At 57.8% G+C, this 22,464-nt stretch carries 23 protein-coding genes and 1 tRNA gene; 13 read left to right on the top strand and 11 right to left on the bottom strand.

Annotation, left to right across the window (positions count from 1 at the left end):
• Positions 1-35 precede the first annotated feature (35 nt).
• Positions 36-407 carry a hypothetical protein gene (locus FY036_RS03475; RefSeq protein ID WP_148913311.1) on the bottom strand — a complete coding sequence of 124 codons (372 nt, stop codon included), beginning with the start codon at positions 405-407 and terminating at the stop codon, positions 36-38.
• Between the two features lie 192 nt (positions 408-599).
• Here FY036_RS03475 and FY036_RS03470 point away from each other — a divergent pair, with 192 nt between their 5' ends.
• On the top strand, positions 600-1,079 hold the full coding sequence (locus FY036_RS03470) for a hypothetical protein (protein WP_148913310.1): 480 nt from the start codon (positions 600-602) through the stop codon (positions 1,077-1,079).
• A 10-nt stretch (positions 1,080-1,089) separates the two neighbouring features.
• On the opposite strand, the gene FY036_RS03465 is transcribed toward FY036_RS03470, so the two are convergent.
• A complete protein-coding gene (locus FY036_RS03465) occupies positions 1,090-1,821 on the bottom strand; it encodes an SDR family oxidoreductase (protein ID WP_201744688.1) in 732 nt (243 codons plus the stop codon).
• A gap of 72 nt (positions 1,822-1,893) precedes the next feature.
• Between FY036_RS03465 and FY036_RS03460 the strand changes: the two genes are divergently transcribed.
• The 6 genes from FY036_RS03460 to FY036_RS03435 all read left to right on the top strand — a co-directional run bounded on the left by FY036_RS03460 (position 1,894) and on the right by FY036_RS03435 (position 7,283).
• Positions 1,894-2,523, top strand: coding sequence for a TetR/AcrR family transcriptional regulator (locus FY036_RS03460; protein ID WP_148913308.1), 630 nt, complete (start codon positions 1,894-1,896; stop codon positions 2,521-2,523).
• Positions 2,524-2,840: 317 nt separating this feature from the next.
• A complete protein-coding gene (locus tag FY036_RS03455) occupies positions 2,841-3,632 on the top strand; it encodes a phytanoyl-CoA dioxygenase family protein (protein ID WP_148913307.1) in 792 nt (263 codons plus the stop codon).
• Between the two features lie 237 nt (positions 3,633-3,869).
• Positions 3,870-4,316, top strand: coding sequence for a hypothetical protein (locus tag FY036_RS03450; protein WP_148913306.1), 447 nt, complete (start codon positions 3,870-3,872; stop codon positions 4,314-4,316).
• A 284-nt stretch (positions 4,317-4,600) separates the two neighbouring features.
• On the top strand, positions 4,601-5,923 hold the full coding sequence (locus tag FY036_RS03445; protein WP_148913305.1) for a tyrosine-type recombinase/integrase: 1,323 nt from the start codon (positions 4,601-4,603) through the stop codon (positions 5,921-5,923).
• Between the two features lie 209 nt (positions 5,924-6,132).
• Positions 6,133-6,957: a hypothetical protein gene (locus FY036_RS03440; protein WP_148913304.1), complete on the top strand. Its 825-nt coding sequence runs from the start codon at positions 6,133-6,135 to the stop codon at positions 6,955-6,957.
• A gap of 131 nt (positions 6,958-7,088) precedes the next feature.
• Complete coding sequence (locus tag FY036_RS03435) at positions 7,089-7,283, top strand: helix-turn-helix transcriptional regulator (protein WP_148913303.1); 195 nt, start codon at positions 7,089-7,091, stop codon at positions 7,281-7,283.
• Between the two features lie 136 nt (positions 7,284-7,419).
• Here the strand turns inward: FY036_RS03435 and FY036_RS03430 are convergent, their stop codons facing one another.
• On the bottom strand, positions 7,420-8,103 hold the full coding sequence (locus tag FY036_RS03430) for a hypothetical protein (RefSeq protein WP_148913302.1): 684 nt from the start codon (positions 8,101-8,103) through the stop codon (positions 7,420-7,422).
• 380 nt (positions 8,104-8,483) lie between these two features.
• On the opposite strand from FY036_RS03430, the gene FY036_RS03425 reads away from it, so the two are divergent.
• Entirely contained in the window at positions 8,484-8,777 is a 294-nt protein-coding gene (locus FY036_RS03425) for a hypothetical protein (RefSeq protein ID WP_148913301.1), read from the top strand.
• 437 nt (positions 8,778-9,214) lie between these two features.
• Here FY036_RS03425 and FY036_RS03420 read toward each other — a convergent pair whose 3' ends face one another.
• Positions 9,215-9,640, bottom strand: a complete 426-nt coding sequence (locus FY036_RS03420) for a hypothetical protein (RefSeq protein ID WP_148913300.1) — start codon at positions 9,638-9,640, stop codon at positions 9,215-9,217.
• Between the two features lie 111 nt (positions 9,641-9,751).
• Here FY036_RS03420 and FY036_RS03415 point away from each other — a divergent pair, with 111 nt between their 5' ends.
• The gene (locus FY036_RS03415; RefSeq protein ID WP_148913299.1) at positions 9,752-10,030 is read left to right on the top strand and encodes a helix-turn-helix domain-containing protein; all 279 of its coding nucleotides are present in this window, start codon (positions 9,752-9,754) and stop codon (positions 10,028-10,030) included.
• Between the two features lie 184 nt (positions 10,031-10,214).
• Here the strand turns inward: FY036_RS03415 and FY036_RS03410 are convergent, their stop codons facing one another.
• On the bottom strand, positions 10,215-11,123 hold the full coding sequence (locus tag FY036_RS03410) for an AbiTii domain-containing protein (protein ID WP_148913298.1): 909 nt from the start codon (positions 11,121-11,123) through the stop codon (positions 10,215-10,217).
• A 330-nt stretch (positions 11,124-11,453) separates the two neighbouring features.
• Between FY036_RS03410 and FY036_RS03405 the strand changes: the two genes are divergently transcribed.
• Positions 11,454-11,912 (top strand): hypothetical protein, encoded by a 459-nt coding sequence (locus FY036_RS03405; RefSeq protein ID WP_148913297.1) that lies wholly within the window; start codon positions 11,454-11,456, stop codon positions 11,910-11,912.
• Positions 11,913-12,556: 644 nt separating this feature from the next.
• Positions 12,557-13,390: a tyrosine-type recombinase/integrase gene (locus FY036_RS03400; RefSeq protein WP_235897498.1), complete on the top strand. Its 834-nt coding sequence runs from the start codon at positions 12,557-12,559 to the stop codon at positions 13,388-13,390.
• Between the two features lie 171 nt (positions 13,391-13,561).
• Here the strand turns inward: FY036_RS03400 and FY036_RS03395 are convergent, their stop codons facing one another.
• The 3 genes from FY036_RS03395 to FY036_RS03385 form a co-directional block, all read right to left on the bottom strand.
• Positions 13,562-15,724, bottom strand: a complete 2,163-nt coding sequence (locus tag FY036_RS03395) for an AAA family ATPase (protein WP_148913295.1) — start codon at positions 15,722-15,724, stop codon at positions 13,562-13,564.
• Positions 15,725-15,981: 257 nt separating this feature from the next.
• A tRNA-Arg gene (locus FY036_RS03390) sits at positions 15,982-16,058 on the bottom strand.
• A 69-nt stretch (positions 16,059-16,127) separates the two neighbouring features.
• A complete protein-coding gene (locus FY036_RS03385) occupies positions 16,128-17,297 on the bottom strand; it encodes a M20 aminoacylase family protein (RefSeq protein WP_148913294.1) in 1,170 nt (389 codons plus the stop codon).
• Between the two features lie 210 nt (positions 17,298-17,507).
• On the opposite strand from FY036_RS03385, the gene FY036_RS03380 reads away from it, so the two are divergent.
• Positions 17,508-18,608 (top strand): D-alanyl-D-alanine carboxypeptidase family protein, encoded by a 1,101-nt coding sequence (locus tag FY036_RS03380; protein WP_235897496.1) that lies wholly within the window; start codon positions 17,508-17,510, stop codon positions 18,606-18,608.
• Between the two features lie 4 nt (positions 18,609-18,612).
• Positions 18,613-19,716 carry a CobW family GTP-binding protein gene (locus tag FY036_RS03375; RefSeq protein WP_148913293.1) on the top strand — a complete coding sequence of 368 codons (1,104 nt, stop codon included), beginning with the start codon at positions 18,613-18,615 and terminating at the stop codon, positions 19,714-19,716.
• Here FY036_RS03375 and FY036_RS03370 read toward each other — a convergent pair.
• The 3 genes from FY036_RS03370 to FY036_RS03360 form a co-directional block, all read right to left on the bottom strand.
• Positions 19,706-19,945, bottom strand: coding sequence for a sulfurtransferase TusA family protein (locus FY036_RS03370; protein WP_148913292.1), 240 nt, complete (start codon positions 19,943-19,945; stop codon positions 19,706-19,708). The genes FY036_RS03375 and FY036_RS03370 overlap by 11 nt on opposite strands.
• Before the next feature lie 6 nt (positions 19,946-19,951).
• Positions 19,952-21,274: a L,D-transpeptidase family protein gene (locus tag FY036_RS03365; RefSeq protein ID WP_148913291.1), complete on the bottom strand. Its 1,323-nt coding sequence runs from the start codon at positions 21,272-21,274 to the stop codon at positions 19,952-19,954.
• A gap of 206 nt (positions 21,275-21,480) precedes the next feature.
• Complete coding sequence (locus tag FY036_RS03360; RefSeq protein ID WP_148913290.1) at positions 21,481-22,431, bottom strand: acetyl-CoA carboxylase carboxyltransferase subunit alpha; 951 nt, start codon at positions 22,429-22,431, stop codon at positions 21,481-21,483.
• Between the last annotated feature and the right edge of the window lie 33 nt (positions 22,432-22,464).

Here is a 22,464-nt window from a genome sequence, read left to right as displayed (position 1 = left end):
ACGGATCGAGGCGGCGGCAGCCGAATTTGCCGCCTCTATCCGCCGACCGTCGACAGGCAGGTCAGGAGCGCACCCTTCTTGCCCGAAAAGGCGATGGTCGCCTCCTGCCCGCCGCCGAGGAAATTTCCCGTGGCATCGAGAACCTTCAGCGGACCGTCGCCCGGCAGCAATTGCGTGCCGTCGACGCTGTAGGAGCCGGCGCCGTTCTGCTGCAGGGCCGGGTCTGCGGCCCAGTCCGGCGTGCTCGTGCCGATCATCTGGTACATGCCCTGCCCGTCCAGCAGCAGCGTGCCGAAAGGCGCCATGCTCGTGTCGTGGCAGCGGAAAATCCCGATCGGCGGTTCCTGCGCGAGCGCGGGAGCGGTCGAAAGAGCGGCAAGGGCAAGAGCGGCGGCAACACGGCGCATGGCGGCATCCATCTGAAAGGTTGAAGCCGCGCTGGATAGTCGCGGCAGCACCTCGCCGCCACCCGCCAGGCGCTATGCGCGCGCGCCAATCGCTATGCTTGCAGGGCTCGCGCCTCCCGCTACGCCTTTTGATCGCCTTCGCCGGAACTTCGCCGCATGCGATGATGCTGCCTCGCGACCGCGGGGATGCAGATGGCGACGTGCAACGTGTGCGCCGGCTACGGCTGGACCTATGGCGACTACCCGCCCTGCTATTCGTGCGGAGGCAGCGGAACCGGCGGTTTCACGCACATCGCCTGCGCGGCCTGCGGCGGCAGCGGGCGAGGTTCCAGCCGCCAGCAGAACACCTGCATCGGCTGCGGCGGCTCGGGGACGATCCCCGGCACGGAAAGCTGGGCTGCGTCGTCATCGACCGCCGCACGATCCGCACCGGCCGCCCCGTCCCGCCGCAAGCCCGCGCCGCCTCCTCGCCCGTGGACGAGAAACGAACTCTACGCGCTCGTTCCGGCCTTCGGCGTGAGCGCCGCTGCCCTCCACGCATATATGGAGGTCGCCGGGTGGTGGCTCGCATCCGCCATCATCCCCGCAATCATCGTCGTCCGGGCATGGAAGTTCCTGCTGGCTCTCGCCATCGTGGCGGCCGGCCTCTGGATCGCCGCCGATCGCCTGTAACCGGCGCGAGCTACCACGGCGCGTTTCCGGCCGGCTCGACGAAACGGCCCGACACGGCACCATCGCCCAGCAAGGCATACTCCACCGGCAGGCGCGCACCCTCCTCCGCGGTCATGAACCCGTTATTGCCGGTCAGGTCGGTTTTCACGTACCCCGGCGCCACCGAGTTGACCGCAATGGAGGTGTCCTTCAGCTCCGCGGCCAGTTGCACGGTCAGCATGTTGAGCGCGGCCTTCGACGCGTTGTAGCCGATCAGCCGCGCATCATAGTAAGGCGAGGTCGGATCGCCATTGATCGAGAGCGATCCCAGCGTCGTGGCCAGGTTGACGATGCGGCCGGCCGATGACCGTCGCAACAGCGGCAGCATGGCCTGCGTCACGGCGAGCGTGCCGATGAAGTTCGTCTCCATCAGCCGGCGGGCGGCGGCGGCGGTCGCGACCGATGGCGGGCCGTCTTCCGCATCGACGATGCCGGCATTGTTCACCAGGATATCGAGCCCGCCATGGCGACGGCCGATCGCCTCCGCCGCCGCCTCGATCGTCTTCTGGTCGTTGAGGTCGATCTCGATCGCCTCGACATCGAGCCCAGCCGAGGCGAGCGATGCGACCGCCTGGCGCCCGCGGGCGACATCTCGCGCCCCGAGCAGCACGTGGACGCCGGTCTGCGCCAGCTGGCGGGCGATCTCCAGCCCTATTCCCTTGTTCGCGCCGGTCACCAGTGCGATTCTCTGCGTCGTCATCATCGAATTCCTTCAAAAACTGGTCAGATGCCTGACGAGAATATATGAAGGATCATTCGTGTTTTGGATTCGCATATGGACGTTCCAGCACCCAGGCACCTGAATGCCCGCAAAAGGCCGCGCCAGGCCCGCTCGGCGGTCACGGTCGACGCCATTTTCGAGGCGACCATTCAGGTTTTGCTGGCCGAAGGCGTGCACCGTTTGACCACCACGCGCGTGGCCGAACGTGCCGGCGTATCGGTGGGCACGATGTATCAGTATTTCCCGCACAAGCAGGCTCTGCTCTACGCCCTCAACGAACGCTACCTCGATCGGCTGGCCGACCGCATTGAAGCGGTCTGCCTCAGCCACCACGGCAGGCCGACCGCCGCGATGGTCGCAGCCCTGATCGAAGCCTATTGGGACGCCAAGACGGAGCGCAGCGATGTCACGCGCGTGCTCTACAGTTCGGCCGTCGAACTCGACAACGAAGCGCTGATCGAGGCCTTCGCCCACCGCATGGACAAGGCGACGGCGGCAATGCTCGCCACGGCCCCCAATGCAGCCTATGCGAACCTGGATCTGGTCAACGCCACGCTGCTCTCGGTGATCTTCGGCACCGTGCGCAACGTCTTCGAGCGAAACCTGCCGGCAAAAGCCCAGGCCGCCATCCGAAAACAGCTCGTCGCCATGTGCCTGACCTATCTCGAAGGCGCCGGCGGCTAGCCGCAGCCGCCGCGCGCCAGCGATGTCGCGCTATATGCGCAGCTTGCCGCCCCCCGTAGGCAATGGCAGCTTTCGACCCAATTTCTGCCATCCGATTTGTTCCGAAGCATTCAGTAAAGCGGACATGGCAAGCCGGTTTTCCGGTTGTTCAGGGGGATGCCTTGCCACCAAGAAGCTCGACAGCTAGTTTCGGGTCATGATGATGTTTAAGTCCACATCCTTTCCGCTGATCTGACGGCCAGTGTCGTCGCGGCACCTTGGTGCCACTCAGAGCATAACGGCCCGTCCTGCGTGGAGGCCGTGCGGAGATTTATTGAATGTCGGAAGCTTCTCATTCCGGTCTGAGCCCGGCTCAGATCGAGCAATTCATTGATCAAGGTTATGTAAAACTGAAAGGCGCCTTTGATGGCGATTTAGCCCAACAAGGGCGAGACCAGCTTTGGCAAGCCATGGGGCTTTCCCCTGACGCGCCAGAGACATGGACACAGCCTGTTATCCGGTTGGGCTTCATGACTGGCGGGCCTTTCGTAGAGGCCGCCAACACTCCGATGCTGCACGCATCGTACGATGCCTTGGTCGGCGAGGGCCGCTGGGTGAGGCCCAATGGTCTCGGCACTTTCCCGGTGCGTTTTCCGTCGCCAAATGATCCGGGCGATGTGGGATGGCACGTCGATGTTAGCTTCGGCACCGACAATCTCGACTTCATGCAGTGGCGGGCCAATGTGAAAAGCAGCGGCCGCGCTCTGCTGATGTTGTTCCTGTTCTCCGACGTTGGGGAATTGGATGCACCGACGAAAATCCGCAAAGGCTCGCACCGCGCTATTGCCAAGCAGTTGCTACCGGCCGGAGAGAGCGGTCTCACGCTTGGCGAGCTGGCCGCTGATGACTTCGCTTCCACTGCGAACTGCGAAGAAGTGCTGGCAACCGGGGAGGCTGGAACAGTTTATCTCTGCCACCCTTTCCTAGTTCACTCCGCACAGCCGCATCGAGGCTCCAGGCCTCGTTTCATGGCTCAGCCACCGCTCCTGCCTAAGGGTGAATTTGACCCGTCACTACCACCGTCTGCGGTGCAAACAGCCATCCGCAAGGCCATTGGGATGGAGCTCTAATGTCAGGGGCCCGGGACATATCCGTTCCGGGCTCCGCCAGCTGAAATGGCCGCTAACGCGGGGCATTTGCTGAAAGCCGACATTCTGCACCCCACCCAACACTCCCCGTCCCCGCGTCGCTTCCGCTCGCAGCCGGACACATCCCCTTGTCAGCATCGGTCAGCAGCGCGCCAGGTATCCTGTCCACCTCCCTCCGCCCCTCACGGACAATGCCCGCCGGACAACGGAGCGGCGGCAATGGACTGGAACGAGGCACTGGAGGAGGAGCGGGCGGCGCTTGGCCGCATCGTCGCCCTGCTCTGTGCGCTTGCGGTTCTGGCCGAGCGCGCCGCCGGGCGGTCGCCCGTAGTCCGCAGCGTTGTCCTGTGGTTGCTGCGGCGGGCCGAGGCCGTGGCGCGTGATTTCGTCGAAGGCGACACGGTATGCGGCGCGATGCCGGTAGTGCGGGCAGGCACAGGCCCGGCGGATGCCATGAGGCTCGCCGCAAGCCTTCGCGCGCTGGCCCGGCAACTGGACAGGCAGGCAAGGCTGTTTTTCGCATCATGCAGGCTGGCCAACTGCGAAGCCGCCGCATCGCCGTTCGTCCGTATGCCGGCGCTGCGCGATGCTTTGGGCTCCCTGCTCAGGCTCGCGGCGGCAGCCCTTGGCGCACCGCATCTCAGCCCCGCGCCAGACACCTCGTGACCGACCGGTCCGTTTTCCAGCAGATAGTCCGCCCGAACTTTTCACCGCCGATCCGTGCCAGAGGTCGCGCGCCGCACTTTGCGTGCGTCGCTTATGGCGGGGCTCGCCAGCTATGGCCAGACTGCGAAACGCTGGCGATCCCGACAGGATTCGAACCTGTGACCCCCAGATTAGGAATATTAGTTCCTATACCCTATTCGGCACCAAGAAACCCTATAACGCATTGAAAAACCTATTGATGAGCCACATTGAACATACTGTAGCACGAGCTATTTTTAGATGATATGGTAGCTCTTTGGTATTGGAAAATACTAAATAGGTTTAACGGCATATTGAGGGTGACCATGCCAAAACGAAGCTCAATTACAATCACGAAATCTCGTGTGGACGCACTTACTATCGGTCAACAGTTGTGGGACGCCGGCACTATTGGTTTTGGGGTTGTTGCGAATGCACACTCGAAAACGTTCAAGCTGAAGTATCGATACAAGGGCCGTCAACGAATGCTAACCATCGGCCGATATGGCCCATTGACGGTAGATGCAGCCCGTAAGCAGGCCATTACATACCTGGCGGAGTTGAACGCGAATGTTGATCCCGCCACTAAGAAGGTCAACCTAGCCTTCACAGTCGCGGACCTCTGCAACGAGTACATGCAGAAGCACGCTAAGGTAACGAAGAAAGCCTCAAGCGCCGCTCAGGATGCCAGCAACATAAAGAACCACTTAAAGCCGCTCCTTGGGAAGATGGCGGTTGCCGACGTGACCTCAAAGGAGATTGATGAGTTCAAGATCAAGGTTGAGACGGGCAAGACGGCCCCGACCAACCCCAAAGATGTCCAGAAAGCCCAGAAGGGTGGATCTCCGGTCAGGGGAGGAAAGGGAGTTGCCAACCGGTGCCTTGCCCTCTTGTCGAAGATGTTCAATCTCGCGGAGAAGTGGGGGTACCGGCCTCAGCGTACCAATCCTACGGTCGGGATATCGAAGTACAGGGAGAATGCGAAAGAGCGCTACTTGTCTGACGAGGAGCTGAAAAACCTCTGGTCGCACCTCGATAGGATGGAAGCCGAGAAGGGTGCTGATGTCTATGCCATCGCCTTCTTTCGATTGCTAATCCTGACGGGTGCGAGAAGTTCGGAAATCAGGACGTTGAAGTGGTCTTCCGTCGATCTGTCAGCCAAGCGGCTTATACTTTCAGACTCCAAGACCGGCAAGAAAACCATCCACCTGTCTGACGTTGCTGTGGGGGTTTTGGAGGCCCTTCCACAGGTCACAGGCAACGGGTACGTTATAGTAGGCGCTAAGCTTGGAAAGCCCCTCCAGAACGTCAGGAAGCCTTGGGTAGCTATCAGGAAGGCTGTCGGGCTAGACGATGTGCGGCTTCATGACCTTCGCCATAGCTTTGCTTCTTTCGCTGCCGCCCAAGGCATGCCGCTGAAGACAATCGGGGCGCTTATGGGCCACCTGAATGACGGAACAACATCTCGGTACGTGCATCTGACCGACCAGTATCTTCAGAAGGCCAACGATGAGCTTGGGGCGCGAATGAAGGGTGTCGTGGGCGGCAGGACGGAGCCGTTGCCAACCGAAGACCAGCCGAAGCAGTGAAGGGCTCTGGTTGATTGCTCCGCCAGTCACCTTCCCGCTGCTAAAAGAGCAAGCTTCAACGAGCCGGTGAATGCCGGAGCCTATATAGGTTGAAGCACTGGCGTGAGACGGTAATCCGAGCGCGCCTACCATGCCAAATCAGCATTTCTTCTCTGGTTGCATTTGCAACCGGGGTAGGTTCGTTTTGACAAAAGAGGAGAACGAAAAACATGAAAATTCCAACCGGAGAACGGAAAACAAATCTCCCTGAAAGATCCAACCTACGAATATCCGAGTTGATGTTCCCAAAGAAGTCTGCTTATCGACTAAGTTTTGAGCAGCGGTCAGCCTCTGAAAAATGGTTTCGAGACCTGATCGCGGCCTTTTACAGACGTAATAACACCTCGAAGTATGCTAACCAAGTTGATTTTCTAGAATCCTGCGCGTTCTTTACCACGATGACGTTTTCGACCTACCGCGTTGAACGCGAGAAACGAAAGCTGGGGCTGGCAAAGAATGACTTCTCCGTGGAAATGGATAATTTTCAAAAACTCTATAACGGCCTCGCCCGAAAGCAGTTTGGCTCTGGATATAACTTATCGAAGTTCGAAAAGAAGTTGCCTTTGGCGATCGCCTGCATCGATTACGAGGGTTCGAGGTACTATAACGAAATACCTGAGAACCCTAAGAACATCCATGTACATGCTATATGGGTTGTACATCCCGAAGAGATTGATGAGTTCCTCAAGATCATCAACGGAGCGTGGTTCAAGCTGAAATTCCAGAACGGACTGCATACCGACCGCATCCGGTTCGATCCATATCTTGAGAGAAAAGACAAAAAGGGCCGATGGGGAGGCTATGCGGCCAAGACGTGGATCAAAATGGCGAGCCTACCCAATGGAGCGGCTGACCTCCTGAGGATATACCCGAATTCAAACTATGGCGGGAAGCCTTACCAAGCCCAGCACAAATACGGGCGTACAAACAAAATCCTAGAGCTTATGAGACGTATCAATGCTGGGTATCGGTCCAACTCGGGCTCTCACAGATGACCTACCGCGACTGCCTACGCTGTAAATCAGCCGTTAGAAATAGGATTTTTCAGGAAACATTTTACGAAACATAGCCTTCTGGGTCACTGCCAGGTACTTTTACATATCAACCGGCAACCAAAGGAGGCGCCATGAAAGAAAATACATATCTCACTCAATTAGAACTCGCTGACGTCATTAAAATCTCCCCGAAGACTTTGGAAGCCATGCGACAAAAGGGAACTGGTCCGATCTACCGCAAATTTGGCCGTCGGGTCCTGTACGCAACGAAGGACATTGATGCCTTTCTGAACGACCACTCCTTCCGGTCAACCTCCGAGTACTGACCGGGAATCTCGGCCCTACACTTTCAAAGCATTGCGCGCTCCAGAGGATTTCTGGGTTGCGCAAACCCTTATGAAACAAGGATTATTTAAAGCTTGAATTTGGACGCTCCGAACGACGTCGCTCTTTATAAAGTAGCTAGGAGGGCCTGCTACCGTAAGATATCTGGAGTCCTTTGTTACCGTGTCTGCCGATCTGCCTGTAGACGTGAATGAACTCGCCAAGCGTCTTAAAGTCCACGTACTCCCCGTTTTGGTAATCTGACCCTTCGAACGTGTATTTCAAGCGATACGCGTTTTTGAACGGATAACTGCATATCTTCGAAATGTCCTTGGCTATCGTACTGCTCACTTTCGGCCGCCTGAGAGGCTGGACGTATAGCTGGCGATGCCGGTGATAGTGTTTGCGAAGAACCGAGAAGGCGCTTCCTCTCGTTGATTGACGGCCACCTTCCCTGGTGAGGCCGGTCGTGTCGTCCAATCCAACCATCAACGCATGCCAGTGGACGAGAACGACCATCTCGTCATCACCGTACATCGGGCGAGTAAGTGTCCCACTGAGTAAATCCTCCAATGAGGTCTTCTTCTCGGGAGAATAGAGGGGGCTCATCCGATCCATGTGCTTGAAGTCAACAAGTTCAAGCTCAAATGCTCCTTCCGCCTTGAACCAAGGGCGACGGTGCGCAGCTCTTTCAAACACCTCCCTCGCCTGCTTGATGGCGAACCGAATATCGCTTGGTTGAAGCGCTGTAATATCTACAAGTCCGCTAACATGCCTTAACTCCGTGAAGAGCCCCTCTTCGTTGTCTTGGAACTTGTGCAAGAGGTTTTTCTTTGTTCGCTTTAGAAGGCTGGTTGAGAGTCCTTCGCGACATTTTTGGCAATAAATGCTTCCGCAAATACCTTTCTTCCGGTCACACTTCGCAATCTTCTCAGCCAGACCCTGATGCCCCGAGGCAGCTAAAGCCAGTGTAACGCGTTTCGTAACTCTGATACCGGGTTGGAAAATGGCTCGTGAATCGGGAATCGACGCGGCTTGCTTTTGAGCTTTACGGATCGCCCTCATCCCAGTCGAGGCCTTCCTGCGCTGCGACAGCTCACGGAATACATCGGTAAAGTCAGTTTCGGACTCAGAATCCGATGCCATGCTTATTTGCCTAATGATATTGCTGATCGCAGGTGAACGCCCGAGAGGAGAACAGTATGAAGACGATAACCAACATAGATCAATGGCTGGGAGACAACGTCGATGACGATATCGAGAACATCTACAGTGCTTGGCAAGCTGGCCAAGGAGAAAGCGAGCGCGACTTCACCGCTAGGTTTCTTCCCAATGGTGCTCTGATTATCACCGGCCCCGGTCCGAATCCCCTCTTTCTCACACCCAACGCCCAGCCGGTCTACCTGTCGTATGTTGAAAAGCTGAACCCTCACCCCGACATGACGCTCCATGGCGCCTTGATGTACGTGCGAGAGATGAGGAAGCAGGAGCAGTAGCCGATAGCTGACTGCGGGTTATTCGCCACACGTCTTCCGATAAAAGTCGTGAGGGATGATCTCCGAATTAATCAACGGCATCCGTAGATCCTGATTTAGTTCACCCGGCCCAGAAAGATCGAAAACCGAAAACTCGTCGCCAAAGTAAACGGTCACCTCTCGCACGGGGTACCAACTATCACCTCCATCATGGGCGCAGGTGACGAGTATATCAAACACTCGTCCGTGAACTCGTATTTTTGCCTCGTAGCCCCTCGATCCTTCGCCCTCCCACCCTTTCGGCTGGCCTATCAGGTCGTACGAAAAAGGAGCTTCTGCAAGATAAGGATTGATTTCTCTGCTGGCCGCGCTGACAGACAAAGGAAAGATCACTACTAGAAAAGATATCAGAATTCTCATATATCGCCCCCACCGCCAACACACCTATAGTTTAATGTCTACTTATGCAAAGCATCACTGATATTGCATAATCTAGAAACAATTCCGTTAATATATCTGCTGTCAACTTTAAGGTTGTGATAGTTTTTTAGTTCAGTATTATCCTCATGATTAACAGCCAATATAAAAAGCCTATCGCTATCCATAGTGTTCAAATCTATACACTGGAAATATAATGTATAGTCGCCATCATGAATGAATTTCGTCTCCCAATATATGTATGCCTTCTCCGTGTTCTTTATCTCAATGAGGTCGTAGAATTTTATTTGCTCTCCATCGACCTCCACGTTGATCTCTAGGCGGTCAAATCGCGTAGCCATCGAGGTTTCCGTTTTTAGCACATCTACCGAATTAACTTCATGCACAAGCGTCGTGAGTATTGCGGTAGAGATTGCCGTGATCACCACAATTGCTGCTGTTTTCATTGTGCCCCCAAATGCGATCCGACCATAGCTTTCGTGTCGGCCTTCTCGTCGTATTAACCGACGTATTATAATACGTGGTTTCTTGCGTGGCTAGGTGATCGTTCTCCTGCAATGGAGATACAATTACTTATCGGATGGAACGTTAGATCGCTTCGTGTAGCCAAGGGGCTTTCACAGGATGACCTAGCCCTCGCAGCAGACATTGAACGTGCCTACGTAGGCCACCTCGAACGCGGCAAGAAAAACCCAACTGCAACTACGTTGGCGAAATTGGCCGGCGCTCTTGAATGCCACCTGACGGAGTTGTTCAAAGACCCTCCCGAGGAGGCGTCGCTACCCCCGCCACTCAAGGGGGGGAGACGTTCTCAGATACAACCTCGACGGGGCTAGGCAAGGAGAAGCCTTGCCAGTTACCGCTTCGCAGCACGCGTAGAAGCCCACATTGGCGCCTGCGCTAGAACAACAGTATAATATAAAATACGTTATATTACTTTATTATTATATATATGGATTCGCGTTCTCACCCATTTTATGTGGAAAATTGGAGTTGGTCTTTATTTAGTAAGGCTCAATTTCACGCGCCACCTCCAAGCCCCCGAATTAAACCTGTAATGGCGGCCACGGCACCGTCTGCGGTGAGATTGCCCGCAGCCCCCACAAGAGCATTCCGCGCATCTGTAAGTAGGCCCTGAAGCTTTCCTTTGTCAGTAGACTCACGAGCGGTCGCTTGCTCGATTGCCTCTATCGTCGCAGTCAGTAACACCGCATCAACGCCAGCACGCTCCAACTCCGGCAGGGCGGCCTTAATCTTATTGGTGACTTCCAAAATTTGAGGGGCTGAAACGTCAGACGTGTTTATGTCGCCAGACGTGTTCCCACTACCCATATTGCCGATGAAGTTGCCGATGCTTCCGATCGTGAAGTTCGCCATAACCTGCTTCGCTTCTTCTCGTTCTTTCGCTGTGAAAGACATCCCTTCTCCGGTAATGCCACGTCTCTCGAGCGCTATAGCCCAATCTAGAACCTTGTTCCTGACGACATCAAGGATAGCAGCAACGTCTGCTCTTCCAACGAAGATGGCCATGTCACCAAAGCCCCCAAACTCCGCGTTCCGGTTGAGGGCGTTTATGACCTCGGGGGGAAGAGGCTGCTGCAGAGCATCACCACTTTTCGTGGACGTTATCAGCTCCTCTATGGCGGCCACGGACTGTTTCGTGGAAGCCGTCGAGATTGCTTTGACGGTCTTTGGATCGCCGCCTATTGGTATCCAGCCGTTGTAGGGATTGAACGCTCGCGGCGATCCCCTGATCTGCCTATATGGGGGTACTTTGCCTTTGTAGCCGTTGAGTTCATTCTCAACCCATTCCTCAACCTCCGGAAGTTGAAGTTTAGCTGCTGCTAGCTTCACCTTCCTCAGAAGCGTTGAGACACGCACGGTTGGGTCAATAGCGTCGTGTTGAATTGATTCGATCAGTTTAGACATGCACACGCCTCCCACAATGTAGAGCTTCGCCGAGCATGGAGATAATCACAAGGCGGAACGTCAAAAGGGCGAGGGATGGGGAAAAGCAATAGCTGCATAATTTGCGGCGTGTCACCGACGGTTCGGTCGCATCTTTGGCCGAGGGCGCTGTCACATGATTTACGTCGCGGGGAAACTCATCTCATTTCGGGGCGCGTAGGCGACTCGCGCTTGGAGTTCCTTCAAAGCGGACGATGGAGAAGTTTTCTTTGTTCCTCCCACGAGGGCAAACTGCGAAAGGTTGATGACTATGGTGTGAGATTCGTTCGGCGCGCTCGAGAGCGTCAGCGGATGGATTTCACCGTCTCCAACCCGATGCCCGCCTTACTCAAGAAGTTTGCATTGTCTGTTGTCTGGCGGTTCGACGCCGCAGAACGGGTAGATGGCCGCTCATCCTCTCTCGGCCCGTACGAGCAGGCAATTCGCGAAGCAATTTTCGAGGACAGGTTTATTGATGCCCCAGTTATATTCATCCAGCCCAATATCGTCGCCAAAGGTGAGCCGATGGATATTGCAATGGAGCCGACCAAGGCAAGGCTGAGAGGGGCTACAGTATGGAAATTCGACTTCGGCTCGTTGGCATGTGTCGTGAGGATCAGTGGACAGGCCTGGCCTGCTGAGTGGGAAGCCGCAGACGCGGGGCGAAGTAAAGATGTCACGATCTTGGTTGCGCCGCCTTCAGAGATAACTAGCCTGCCCGCATATCGCCCTCTACTGATGCAAATGCAAACTTTCAAACCGCGCGGATAAAAACGAACGTTCAGTTCTAGAGCATACGTTTGATTTTTTATCACCCGTATGCCACTCAACCCTCGAAAGAAGATTTTAAAATTTCCAATACAATTGCATATTTTATTATATAATACCAATTATTAATAAAAATGCGATTATGAACGAGCGCCTATATCAGCAGATTGTCATGAATAATCCAAGAGTATTTTGGAGGATGCTCAGGACGGCGCATCAAACTATTTCCATAGAATGCGGCGATGGCTGGTATGACTTGATTGACGGCTTGGGTCGTGATCTTACCATCCTTGCCCGCCAAACCGACATCACAATCTTTGTTTCGAGAATTTCAAGCCATCTAGGTGCAATGCGGGTCCGATGGGTGACCCCAAACGAGCTTCTTATCGTCGAGCGTCGGGCCATCGAAGACCTCATTCTCCGACACTCGATCGCAAGCCAGTCGATATGCGATGTGTGTGCGCGACCACTTACGCCAATCCAACTTCTAAAACCACGGTGTCCAGCCCATACTCACAAGCTCTAACCGCATTGAAACTACCCCCGCTTCAATTAGGTTCGTTCCAAGCCTGATTGCCAAGGAGCCGGCCGCCGCTCGGCACTTTGTTGAGTTCTTTTCCGCGACAATCCGAAATCCGAACACACGATTGGCCTATTACCAATCGGCAATTCGGTTTTTGACGTGGGCCGAGGGCTTTGGCGTTAGAACATTGTCATCTGTTGAGCCCGTTCATGTAGCTGCTTGGGTCGAATTGAACCTCCAATCCCACGCAATCGCCACTGTGAAGCAGCGATTGGCAGGATTGAAGATGCTCTTTGACTGGCTCGTCGTCCGTCGGGTGATCAACGTCAACCCAGCCCAATCGGTTCGAAGCCCACGACAAACAATCGGCAAGGGAAAAGCCCCGGTTCTCGATCCTTCCGAAGCTCGCCGGCTAATAGCGGCAATAGATGTATCAACCGACATCGGCCTACGGGACCGGGCACTTATTGGAACAATGCTGTACACTTTCGGGCGCATCGGGGCCGTCCTGATGATGCGGGTTCGGGACGTCTATCCCCAAAATCGCCGGCTCTGGGTTCGCCTGCATGAAAAGGGGGGCAAACTTCACGACATGCCTTGCCACCATGAGCTTGAAGAATGGCTTTCCGAGTACATTGAGCGCTGTAGTTTGCTTCCCGACCCGCATGGCTGGCTGTTTCCATCGTGGGACAGGGAGAGCGGTTCCCTAGGATCAAACCGACTTGCTCATCCAAATGCCTTTGTGATGGTCAAGCGTAGGGCACGCGCGGCTGGCATCGAAACCCAGATAAACAATCACAGCTTCCGAGCAACCGGCATTACGGCATATCTTCTTAATGGCGGGACATTGGAGAAGGCTGCGAAGATGGCCAACCATGCCTCGACGCGTACCACGCAATTATATGATAGACGAGACGATCAAATCGTTCTGGGCGAGATCGAGAAGGTAAGGTTCTAGGCGGAAAAGGGCATTACCCAGAATATACTTCGTACATACAAACCCACCTAAGGCAACGTACCTTCGAATCTGTTCGAGCTACATGTTAACGGTCCCAAAAGCTGCGCATCGGTCGCTTTTTCGTCGCAGGCTAATGCTGGTAAAACGGCATCAATGGGGTTTCAGGCCTCTCTATGCCAAGGCCTTCACGTCGACGTAGAGCTTGCGCAAATGCTCATCCGACATGTCGATAATTGGTTCGTACATGAATGCGTTCAAATGTATGTTCTCCGGGGTCATGAGCATGACGCGATCCAGTATCGGTCCTGCGGCGCTCCCGGGATAATCATTTTTGAATCTTTCTAAGAGGCGCGGGGTTTGAGTGCTGGTAATGCCATTAACGAAGGCCTGATCGGCAATTTTGTCGACCATATATTGCTCGGCTTTGAGACGAATTGCGATTGACAGGGCAATCTTGTTCTCAAAATTGGCACCCGCGCCAGCTACTAGGCAATCTTCCGCCACTTGAAATATCATGTCTACCACGAATGCAGTCCCGTTTGCCGGTGACGTGGTCGTGCCAAAAAGCCCATCGTACACACTACATAGATCATTCTGCGTAATGATCGGTGAATCCGCTTTCCAATGTAGAAGCGAAGTTAATCTTACATACTCCGGATGCGCCTCCCCCTTTGTAAATTCCAGCAAGTTTCGCATAAACGGGATTGACGCGATTCGTTTCTTGTTGTCCGTAAAGAAATTCTGTTTCCAATCCTTTATAAAAACGTTGTCGATACCAGCCGCTTTGTTCAGTGTGATGCCGGCGGCGCTCTTTGACACCATCAGGCAGTTCGCGTAGCCGACGAAACGGCCCTTGACGGTGCGGAAAAAGTCGAAATTGTGTGTCAGAATAATTTGGCGGAAATTATCGCCTTCGGAAACATCCTTAAGATACTGGATTATTGCGTATTTGTTCTTGTAGTCGAATGAATCGGCGATATCGTCGACTACCACTAGCGTCTTGGTCCCGGCCTTCTGCCTAGCCTGTATTTCAAAGATTATATTCAGGACATAGAGGGCCTTTTTCTCGCCAGTGCTTAGAGCCGCCATCAAAGCCAGCCTATCTACACTAGCCGACTCCTCGCCATCTTCAAACGTGAATCCTAGGCTCAGCATGGGTTGCTGTCCTAGTATGACTTCGACCCGGTTTTTGGCAACAAGCTTGAATGGGACAAAGAAACGATCATTGAAAATATCAATTACTTCCTCCCATTGGGTCCTTTCTTTGGCAGCCTCCACCTCGATTTCACCGCGTCGCTTTTGTGCGGCCCGATATTTCCCGATCAAATCGGCATATTTGTCCTGGTGTGTCTTTAAATATGACTTCCACACCTCTTCACGGAAACTCGCCATATTTTCTAGAAATGGCAGGATGTCCTCATGCTCCGATAGGTACGCGTCAAATGTGCGCATGCCCGCGTTTTTCTGCAGCAGGTTCTCAATTTCCGCGAACTTTTTCCTAAGCTCGGCATCTTCGCTTATCGCTTCCTTTTCCTTCGCGATAAGCTCTTCAAGTTCCTCTCGGGTCGATATGTCTTTCGGAGCATCGGAATGAAGTCGTAGCGAGTGTTTGGCTTTGAAAAAGCCGTTATCAGCCAGGCTCTTTGCGATAGCTCCTGCGTTATAGTAATTGAAAACTCCCTTCTTAAAATAAACTGAGGCAGCTATAAGCTCATTGTATTTCTCAATGTATTCCTTAATAACAGAGCGCACATCGGGCGTCGACAGGAACTCAACTGCTTTCTCATCGAATAATATATCGTACTTAAGGTCGGCGAACGGCATATCTTTTTGTTCGAGTATTTCCGACTCAACTCTTAGCAATGCTTTAAAGAACTGGTTGTCACTCGCGGTAAACGCCCTAGATATCTCGTTCTCTAGATCTCTCTTCGATCCGGACTGTTTCTTCAACGCCTTGAGGAGCACCTCTTTCGCATCCTCCGTTTCGACATGGAGGCGTTCGTACTCCAACCGGAGGTCGGAATTGACGAGCAAAGTGGAGGTCTTTTCAGTATGACCGAAGACTTCATCATAAGGCTGTACGACCAGCACGTTTTCCGCATCCAAGGCTGCGCCGGTCTCATCTAAAATGGTCCGCTTGCCTATCCGAGCAGGAAATATGCGATCCCCTGATGCCAGACCCTTCGCAACATCCTGGAACGTTTTGGCGAAGGAGGTCTTCATCGCACCATTCGGTGCATAAATGGCGTAAGCTTTCGACTTTTCGAAGTCGAATGATGTCTTTAGAGCTTTGATTCCGTAACAATGCTCCAGATCGACTTCCAGCCTATCCATTGTCACCCTCCCAAATAATGGAAGGCTACACCACACGTGGCGCCTTGTCCCTCGTATGGGCGCTCAATTTCCATCGACACACAGCATTGTTGGAGCTTCAATCTGAAAGGATCGCCAGCGAGAACCGGCCCAGGAGCCCCGGCGCTTGCATGGATCGTCTACCCCGCATGGTATTGCTATAGTAGTTATTCGCACCAAAAGTGACTGGCACACAATTCATTGATGAGATTAAGGTATTGATTTTAAATGCTTTTTTATGGCGATCCCGACAGGATTCGAACCTGTGACCCCCAGATTAGGAATCTGGTGCTCTATCCTGCTGAGCTACGGGACCGCTAAGCCGCGATATAGACGTTTAGCGGGCGTTCGCCAACCGTTTTGGCGGCTGGCGAAAGGGTGTGGATCAGGCCGCGCGGCCGAGCGCGGTTTCCGTCAGCCGCACCCAGTACGAGATGCCGTGCGGTATCAGCTCGTCGTTGAAGTCATAGGCCGGGTTGTGGAGATTGGCCGTGTCGCCATTGCCCGCGAAGATGAACGCGCCGGGGCGCGCTTCCAGCATGTAGGAGAAATCCTCGCCGCCCATCACCGGGTTGATCGACCCGTGCACGTTGGGCTCGCCCGCGATCTCGCGCGCCACGCCCGAGGCGAAGTCGGTCTCGTCGGGATTGTTGTGGGTGACGGGATAGTTCACGTCGATATGCACGTCGACGCTCGCGCCGTGCGCGGCCGCGATGCCTTCGCAGATGGTGCGCATCCGCGCGCGCGAGGCTTCGCCCACTTCCGTGCGCAACGTGCGGATCGTGCCCGCGAACACCGCCTCCTGGGGGATGATGTTGTAGGCGTCGCCCGCGTTGAACTTGGTGACGGAGACCACGATGGAGTCGATCGGGTCTATCGTGCGCGCCACGATCGTCTGCAGCGCCAGCACCATCTGGCTGGCGATCACGATCGGGTCGATGGTCCCGTGCGGCATCGCCGCATGCCCGCCCTTGCCCTTGACCGTGATGGTGAACTCGGCCGTCGCCGCCATGATCGGTCCCGGCCGGATGGCGAACTGGCCGACGGGAAGCCCCGGCATGTTGTGCATGCCGAACACGCGCGAAATGCCGAAGCGGTCCATCAGCCCGTCATCCACCATCGCCTTGCCGCCCGCCCCGCCTTCCTCGGCCGGCTGGAACACCACCGCCACCGAGCCTGCGAAGTTTCGGGTCTCGGCGAGATACTTCGCTGCCCCCAGCAGCATCGCCGTGTGGCCGTCATGCCCGCAGGCGTGCATCTTGCCCGGCGTCTGCGAGGCGTAGGGCTTGCCGGTGATCTCGTCGAGCGGCAGCGCATCCATGTCGGCGCGCAGGCCGATGGTCGGCCCCGCACCCAGATTGCCGCGAATGATGCCCACGACGCCGGTCTTGCCGATGCCGGGCACCACCTCGTCGCAGCCGAACGAGCGCAGCTTCTCCTCGACGAAGGCTGCCGTCTGGTGCACGTCGTAGAGAAGCTCGGGAATGGTATGGAGATGGCGGCGCCACCCCGTCACTTCGTCATGCATCTCGGCAACGCGGTTCAGTACGGGCATCGGTCGGTCCTTGCTGGCAGGTCCCCTCCCCGTCTGCCGCGATTGTGAACCCATGACGGCTTTGCCATCTTGGCGTCACATAGGCTAAATAGCAGGGGCGAACGTTAAGGGGGCCCTGGTGTTTCGGCTGTCCAAGGGAGGCTGTGCCCCCTTTGAAGCGACCTTAATGACCCACGGGCGATCACGGCAAGAGGCGATTTCGGTTTGACCATGCGGCGGATGCTTTTCTCGACGGCTCTTCTGGCGGGTGCCGTCTCGTCACTCTTCACCATCGCGGCGGCGCAGGCCGGCCCTTCGGTGCTCATCGATCTGGCCACCGGCAAGGTGCTGGAGCAGCAGGACGCGTTCGATCCGTGGTATCCCGCCTCGCTCACCAAGCTGATGACAGTCATGGTCACCTTCCGCGCGATCAAGGCCGGCGAGATCGCGCTGGATTCGCCCGTCCGCGTGTCCGAGCGCGCCTCGAAGGAGCCGCCGAGCAAGATGGGCTACAAGCCCGGCTCGGTGCTGACCGTGGACAACGCCGTCAAGATCCTGATGGTCAAGTCGGCCAACGACGTAGCGACCGCGCTGGCCGAGAGCGTGGCGGGCTCGCGCAACGCCTTCGTCGCGCGCATGAACGGCGAGGCCCTGCGGCTGGGCATGTCGAGGACGCGGTTCGCCAATGCCCACGGCCTCCACGCAGAAGAGCAGGTCACCACCGCGCGCGACCTCGCCGTGCTGGCCATGGCGCTGCGCAACGAGTTTCCGCAATACGCGCACTATTTCTCGCTCGAGGCGCTCCAGTCCGGCAACACGGTGATGGAGAACCACAACGACCTGATGATGCGCTTTGCGGGCGCCAACGGCATGAAGACCGGCTACACCTGCCCTTCCGGGTTCAACCTCATCGCGACGGCAACCCGAGGCGGCCGCAGCCTGATGGCCGTCGTCATCGGCGAGCCCACGGTGGAGGCGCGCGCCGACAAGGCGGCCAACCTGCTGGAGCGCGGCTTCGCCACATCTGGCGACACCGCGCCCTATCTCGGCCAGCTTCGGCCCACCGGCCGCGAGGCGGCGGGCGCGGTCAACCTGCGGCCGGTCATCTGCACCGAGGCGCACTGGAAGGCGGTGACCGAGGCGCGCGGCCCGGCCGGCAAGCCGCTCTATACCTCGCCCTACCTGTCGGAACCGACGCGTGAGCCGACGGTCGTCGCCGTTTCGCTGGGCGGCGCGACGGGGCCCGAATCGACCGCGCCGCGCTATGCCGACGTGCCCATTCCCACGCCGCGGCCTGCCTATACGCCCGCAGCCGTGGCCGAAGGCGGCTGATCCTGTGCAGCATCCCCCCATTGCGGTTTCCATCCTCACCGGCTTCCTCGGCGCCGGCAAGACGACGCTGCTCAACCGGCTGCTGAAGGACCCGGCGCTGGAAAACACCGCCGTCATCATCAACGAGTATGGCGAGGTCTCCATAGACCACATGCTGGTCGAGCAGGCCGCATCCGACGGCGTGATCCAGCTTGCCGACGGCTGCCTTTGCTGCACCGTGCGCGGCGAACTGGTGGACACGCTGGCCGACCTCGTCGACCGGATGCACACCGGCCGCATCGCGCCGCTCAAGCGCATCGTGGTCGAAACGACCGGCCTGGCCGATCCGGTTCCCGTGCTTCAGGCGGTGATGGGCCATCCCGCACTCGTGCAGGCGCTGCGGCTCGACGGCGTCGTCTGCGTGGTCGATGCGGTGAACGGCCTTTCGACGCTCGACGCCCACGAGGAAGCGGTGCGCCAGGCCGCCGTTGCCGACCGCATCGTGCTTGCCAAGGCCGATCTGGCGGAAGAGCAACAGCTTGCCGCGCTGTCGCGCAGGCTTGCGAGCCTCAATCCCGGCGCCACGGTTCTCGACGCCGCCGACGCGCCTGCGACCGCGCTGGTCGATTGCGGCGTCTACAACCCGGAGACGAAGACCGCCGACGTGCGCCGTTGGCTGGGTGCGGCCGCCCATGAGCATCACCACCACCACCACGATGACGATCATGCCCACGACCATCACAACCATGGCCACGACAATCGCATCCGCACGGTGTCGCTGACGCATGAGCGCCCGGTGTCCTGGTCGACCATCGAAAGCTTTCTCGACCTGCTGCGCTCGACGCAGGGCGAAAAGCTGCTGCGCATGAAAGGCGTCGTCGAACTGGCTGAGGACCCGGAGCGTCCCCTCGTCATTCATGGCGTGCAGAAACTGCTGCATCCGCCCGCGCGCCTGCCGGGCTGGCCCGACGGCGCGCGCGGCACGCGCATCGTCATCATCGCGCAGGATTTGCCGGAGGATTATCTGCGGCGTCTGTTTTCGGCATTCATGGGCGAGCCGGTGCTCGACACGCCCGACCGCGCTGCCGTCGAGCACAACCCTCTCGCCATCGCCGGCTTCAAGGGCTGACGCCGCGCTCGATCAGGAACCTGTGACCGCCGTCGAAAGCCTCGCTCTGCACAAGGCTGTGGCCGCTCTCGGTGCAGAAGGCGGGCACGTCTATCACGGCCAGCGGATCGGTGGTCTCCACCCATAGCCGCGCCCCCGGCGCCATCCCGGCAAGCCGCTTTCTGGCGCGCAGGACCGGGAGGGGGCAGTTCAGCCCCCTCAGATCATAGACCTCGATCGTATCGTCCAAGCCAGCTCAGCCGCCGAACATGCCGAGCAGGCGGCTGCGCAGGCCGGGCTTCGCAGGCGCGGGCTGGGCCGCTGCCGCGGCTGCCGCCTCGCCCTGTGGGCTTGCCGGAGGAATGGGTGCGCCGTCGGCCGCAGCGGCTGTTTCGGGCTCGGCGGCAGGTGCGACAGCCGGAGCTGCAGTACGGCGGGGCGGGAACAGCGAGGCAAGCGGCGACGCGCTGGTGGTGGCCGCGGGCGCAGCGGCCTGCTGCTCGGCCGGTGCGGGCGTCGGCACGGCTGCAACCGTGGTTTCGAGCCGCGGCGCAGCTGCCGGCGCTGCCGGGCGTTCTTCTGCCATCAGCACGTCGGGCCGGTCGAGCGAAGGCGGCTCGCGCGTCACGCGCTCGCCACGGGCGCGCCTGCGCGACCAGTCGGCCACGAGCGCTGCTTCCTTGAGGCCGGCGATGGACGGCGCAGGTGTGCTCTTGGAAGAGCCCTTCCCGGCCGCCGCCGAGAACGCCGCGTCGTAGGTCGCCTGGTAGCTCCTGTAGGCCACCTGCAGCGTCTCCGGCTGCGTGGTCACCGGGCAGGCCGCCGTCGGCGAGAACGCCTGCCCCGGCTGGGCGATCTGGTTGAACACGTAGCGCCTGCCGCAAACGTCCACCTTGGGCGGGCTCTTGGTGATCTCGAAATGGTCGTAGCCTTCCTTCAGCATCGTCCAGAACTCGTAGTTCGGGTCGTCCTGGTAGCGCGCCATGTTGGCCGCCGTCATGCGGAAGGGGAAAGCCTGGACCTGAAATTCGGTCTGCCCGCCTTTGAAGGCGTCGCGGGCGAATGCGTAGATCTGCTCCATCTGCGCGTCGGTCATCGAGTAGCAGCCCGCCGACGAGCACGCTCCGTGTACCATCAGATGCTGCCCCGTACGGCCGTGTGCGCGGTCATAGGAGTTGGGGAAGCCGATATTGAACGCCAGGTGATACTGCGACTGCGGATTCATCTGGTGCGGCCGCACCATGTAGAAACCCTCGGGCGCCTGCCGGTCGCCTTCCGTGAATTTCGGCCCGAGCTTACCCGACCATTTGCAGATGTCGTAGTTGGTGACGAGGTCGTAGCGGCCGTTGGTCTTCTGCTTCCAGACCTCGAGGGTCGCCTCTTCCTTGAAGATGCGCACCATGATCGGCGCGGTCGTCGACATGCCCTTGGCGCGCATCGACTGTACGATCTTGTCCGGCAGGGGCCGCGTGGCCTTGGCCGGGCCGCTCGTCGGCGCGATATCTTCGAGCGAGCCGTTGCACCCTGCTATGAACAAGGCGGTAATCAACAGGCCGGCGCGTGCGATGCTGGTCGTCATGGATCGCGGATCTTACTCTGGTTGTGAATGACGAGGCCGTCCGTCCCCGAAATTACCTGTGCCCCACACCGACAATAGGTCGGTTAACCTTGAAAAATCCTTACCGCAATCTTTACCCTTTCGCACTCACGCGAAAGTCATCGCAGCGTCTTTTCCCATTGAAAGAAGACACAAGGCGATTTTGTGGCGGAACTGTACGGCTGAAGCTAGAGGTTGCGGCCCATGGCGAGGAACTTTTCGCGGCGATGTTCGCGATAGTCCATGTTCTGGCCGGCAAGATCGGAGAAGCCCTTGGCGATCTGGTCGCCTGCCGCGTTGATGACCTGCTCGGCCCCGCGATGCGCGCCGCCCAGCGGCTCGGCGATCACGCCGTCGATGATCTTCAGCTCCAGAAGGTCCTGCGCGGTGATCTTCATGTTGGTCGCGGCATCCTTCGAGCGCGTCGTGTCGCGCCAGAGGATCGAAGCTGCGCCTTCGGGCGAGATCACAGAATAGATGGAGTGCTCCAGCATGTAGACCTGGTTGGCGACCGCTATGGCGATCGCGCCGCCCGAACCGCCCTCGCCGATGATGACCGAGACATTGGGCGAGCGCAGCGAGAGACATGCAGATGTCGACCGGGCGATGGCTTCCGCCTGTCCGCGTTCCTCCGCGCCGATGCCGGGATAGGCGCCGGCCGTATCGACGAGGCTGACGACGGGAATGCCGAACCGGTCTGCCATCTCCATCACGCGCACCGCCTTGCGGTAGCCTTCCGGGCGCGCGCTGCCGAAATTGTGCTTGAGGCGCGTCTGCGTGTCGTTGCCCTTCTCCAGCCCCAGCACGGCTACGGCATCGCCGCGAAAACGCGCGAAGCCGGCGATGACGGCATTGTCCTCGCCAAAGGCGCGGTCGCCGGCAAGCTGGGTGAAGTCGGTGAAGAGCGTGCGCACATAGTCGAGGCAATGCGGCCGGTCGGGGTGGCGCGCGACCTGTACCTTCTGCCATGGGGTGAGCTGGCGATAGGCCTCTCGAAGCGCGTCCTGCGAGCGCTTTTCCAGCCGGGCGATCTCGTCACCGACATCCACCGCCTCGCCGTTCTCGGAGAGCTTCTTCAGCTCGAGGATTTTGCCTTCGAGGTCTGCGACGGGTTTTTCGAAATCGAGATAGTTGAACATTCGCCCTACTGTATCCGGGGTGATTGAGCGGTC

This window comes from Neoaquamicrobium microcysteis (assembly GCF_008180155.1).
GTDB lineage: Bacteria > Pseudomonadota > Alphaproteobacteria > Rhizobiales > Rhizobiaceae > Aerobium > Aerobium microcysteis.
This window is presented reverse-complemented; position numbering and strand designations above follow the sequence as displayed.

Excerpts from the sequence above, each read along its gene's own strand:
- FY036_RS03395 (WP_148913295.1), bottom strand. The coding sequence starts at position 15,724 with ATGGATAGGCTGGAAGTCGATCTGGAGCATTGTTACGGAATCAAAGCT.
- FY036_RS03450 (WP_148913306.1), top strand. The coding sequence starts at position 3,870 with ATGGACTGGAACGAGGCACTGGAGGAGGAGCGGGCGGCGCTTGGCCGC.
- FY036_RS03405 (WP_148913297.1), top strand. The coding sequence starts at position 11,454 with ATGGATTTCACCGTCTCCAACCCGATGCCCGCCTTACTCAAGAAGTTT.
- FY036_RS03475 (WP_148913311.1), bottom strand. The coding sequence starts at position 407 with ATGCGCCGTGTTGCCGCCGCTCTTGCCCTTGCCGCTCTTTCGACCGCT.
- FY036_RS03415 (WP_148913299.1), top strand. The coding sequence starts at position 9,752 with ATGGAGATACAATTACTTATCGGATGGAACGTTAGATCGCTTCGTGTA.
- FY036_RS03410 (WP_148913298.1), bottom strand. The coding sequence starts at position 11,123 with ATGTCTAAACTGATCGAATCAATTCAACACGACGCTATTGACCCAACC.
- FY036_RS03385 (WP_148913294.1), bottom strand. The coding sequence starts at position 17,297 with ATGCCCGTACTGAACCGCGTTGCCGAGATGCATGACGAAGTGACGGGG.
- FY036_RS03435 (WP_148913303.1), top strand. The coding sequence starts at position 7,089 with ATGAAAGAAAATACATATCTCACTCAATTAGAACTCGCTGACGTCATT.
- FY036_RS03360 (WP_148913290.1), bottom strand. The coding sequence starts at position 22,431 with ATGTTCAACTATCTCGATTTCGAAAAACCCGTCGCAGACCTCGAAGGC.
- FY036_RS03380 (WP_235897496.1), top strand. The coding sequence starts at position 17,508 with ATGCGGCGGATGCTTTTCTCGACGGCTCTTCTGGCGGGTGCCGTCTCG.
- FY036_RS03425 (WP_148913301.1), top strand. The coding sequence starts at position 8,484 with ATGAAGACGATAACCAACATAGATCAATGGCTGGGAGACAACGTCGAT.
- FY036_RS03465 (WP_201744688.1), bottom strand. The coding sequence starts at position 1,821 with ATGATGACGACGCAGAGAATCGCACTGGTGACCGGCGCGAACAAGGGA.
- FY036_RS03440 (WP_148913304.1), top strand. The coding sequence starts at position 6,133 with ATGAAAATTCCAACCGGAGAACGGAAAACAAATCTCCCTGAAAGATCC.
- FY036_RS03445 (WP_148913305.1), top strand. The coding sequence starts at position 4,601 with ATGGTAGCTCTTTGGTATTGGAAAATACTAAATAGGTTTAACGGCATA.
- FY036_RS03460 (WP_148913308.1), top strand. The coding sequence starts at position 1,894 with ATGGACGTTCCAGCACCCAGGCACCTGAATGCCCGCAAAAGGCCGCGC.
- FY036_RS03455 (WP_148913307.1), top strand. The coding sequence starts at position 2,841 with ATGTCGGAAGCTTCTCATTCCGGTCTGAGCCCGGCTCAGATCGAGCAA.
- FY036_RS03470 (WP_148913310.1), top strand. The coding sequence starts at position 600 with ATGGCGACGTGCAACGTGTGCGCCGGCTACGGCTGGACCTATGGCGAC.
- FY036_RS03365 (WP_148913291.1), bottom strand. The coding sequence starts at position 21,274 with ATGACGACCAGCATCGCACGCGCCGGCCTGTTGATTACCGCCTTGTTC.
- FY036_RS03420 (WP_148913300.1), bottom strand. The coding sequence starts at position 9,640 with ATGAAAACAGCAGCAATTGTGGTGATCACGGCAATCTCTACCGCAATA.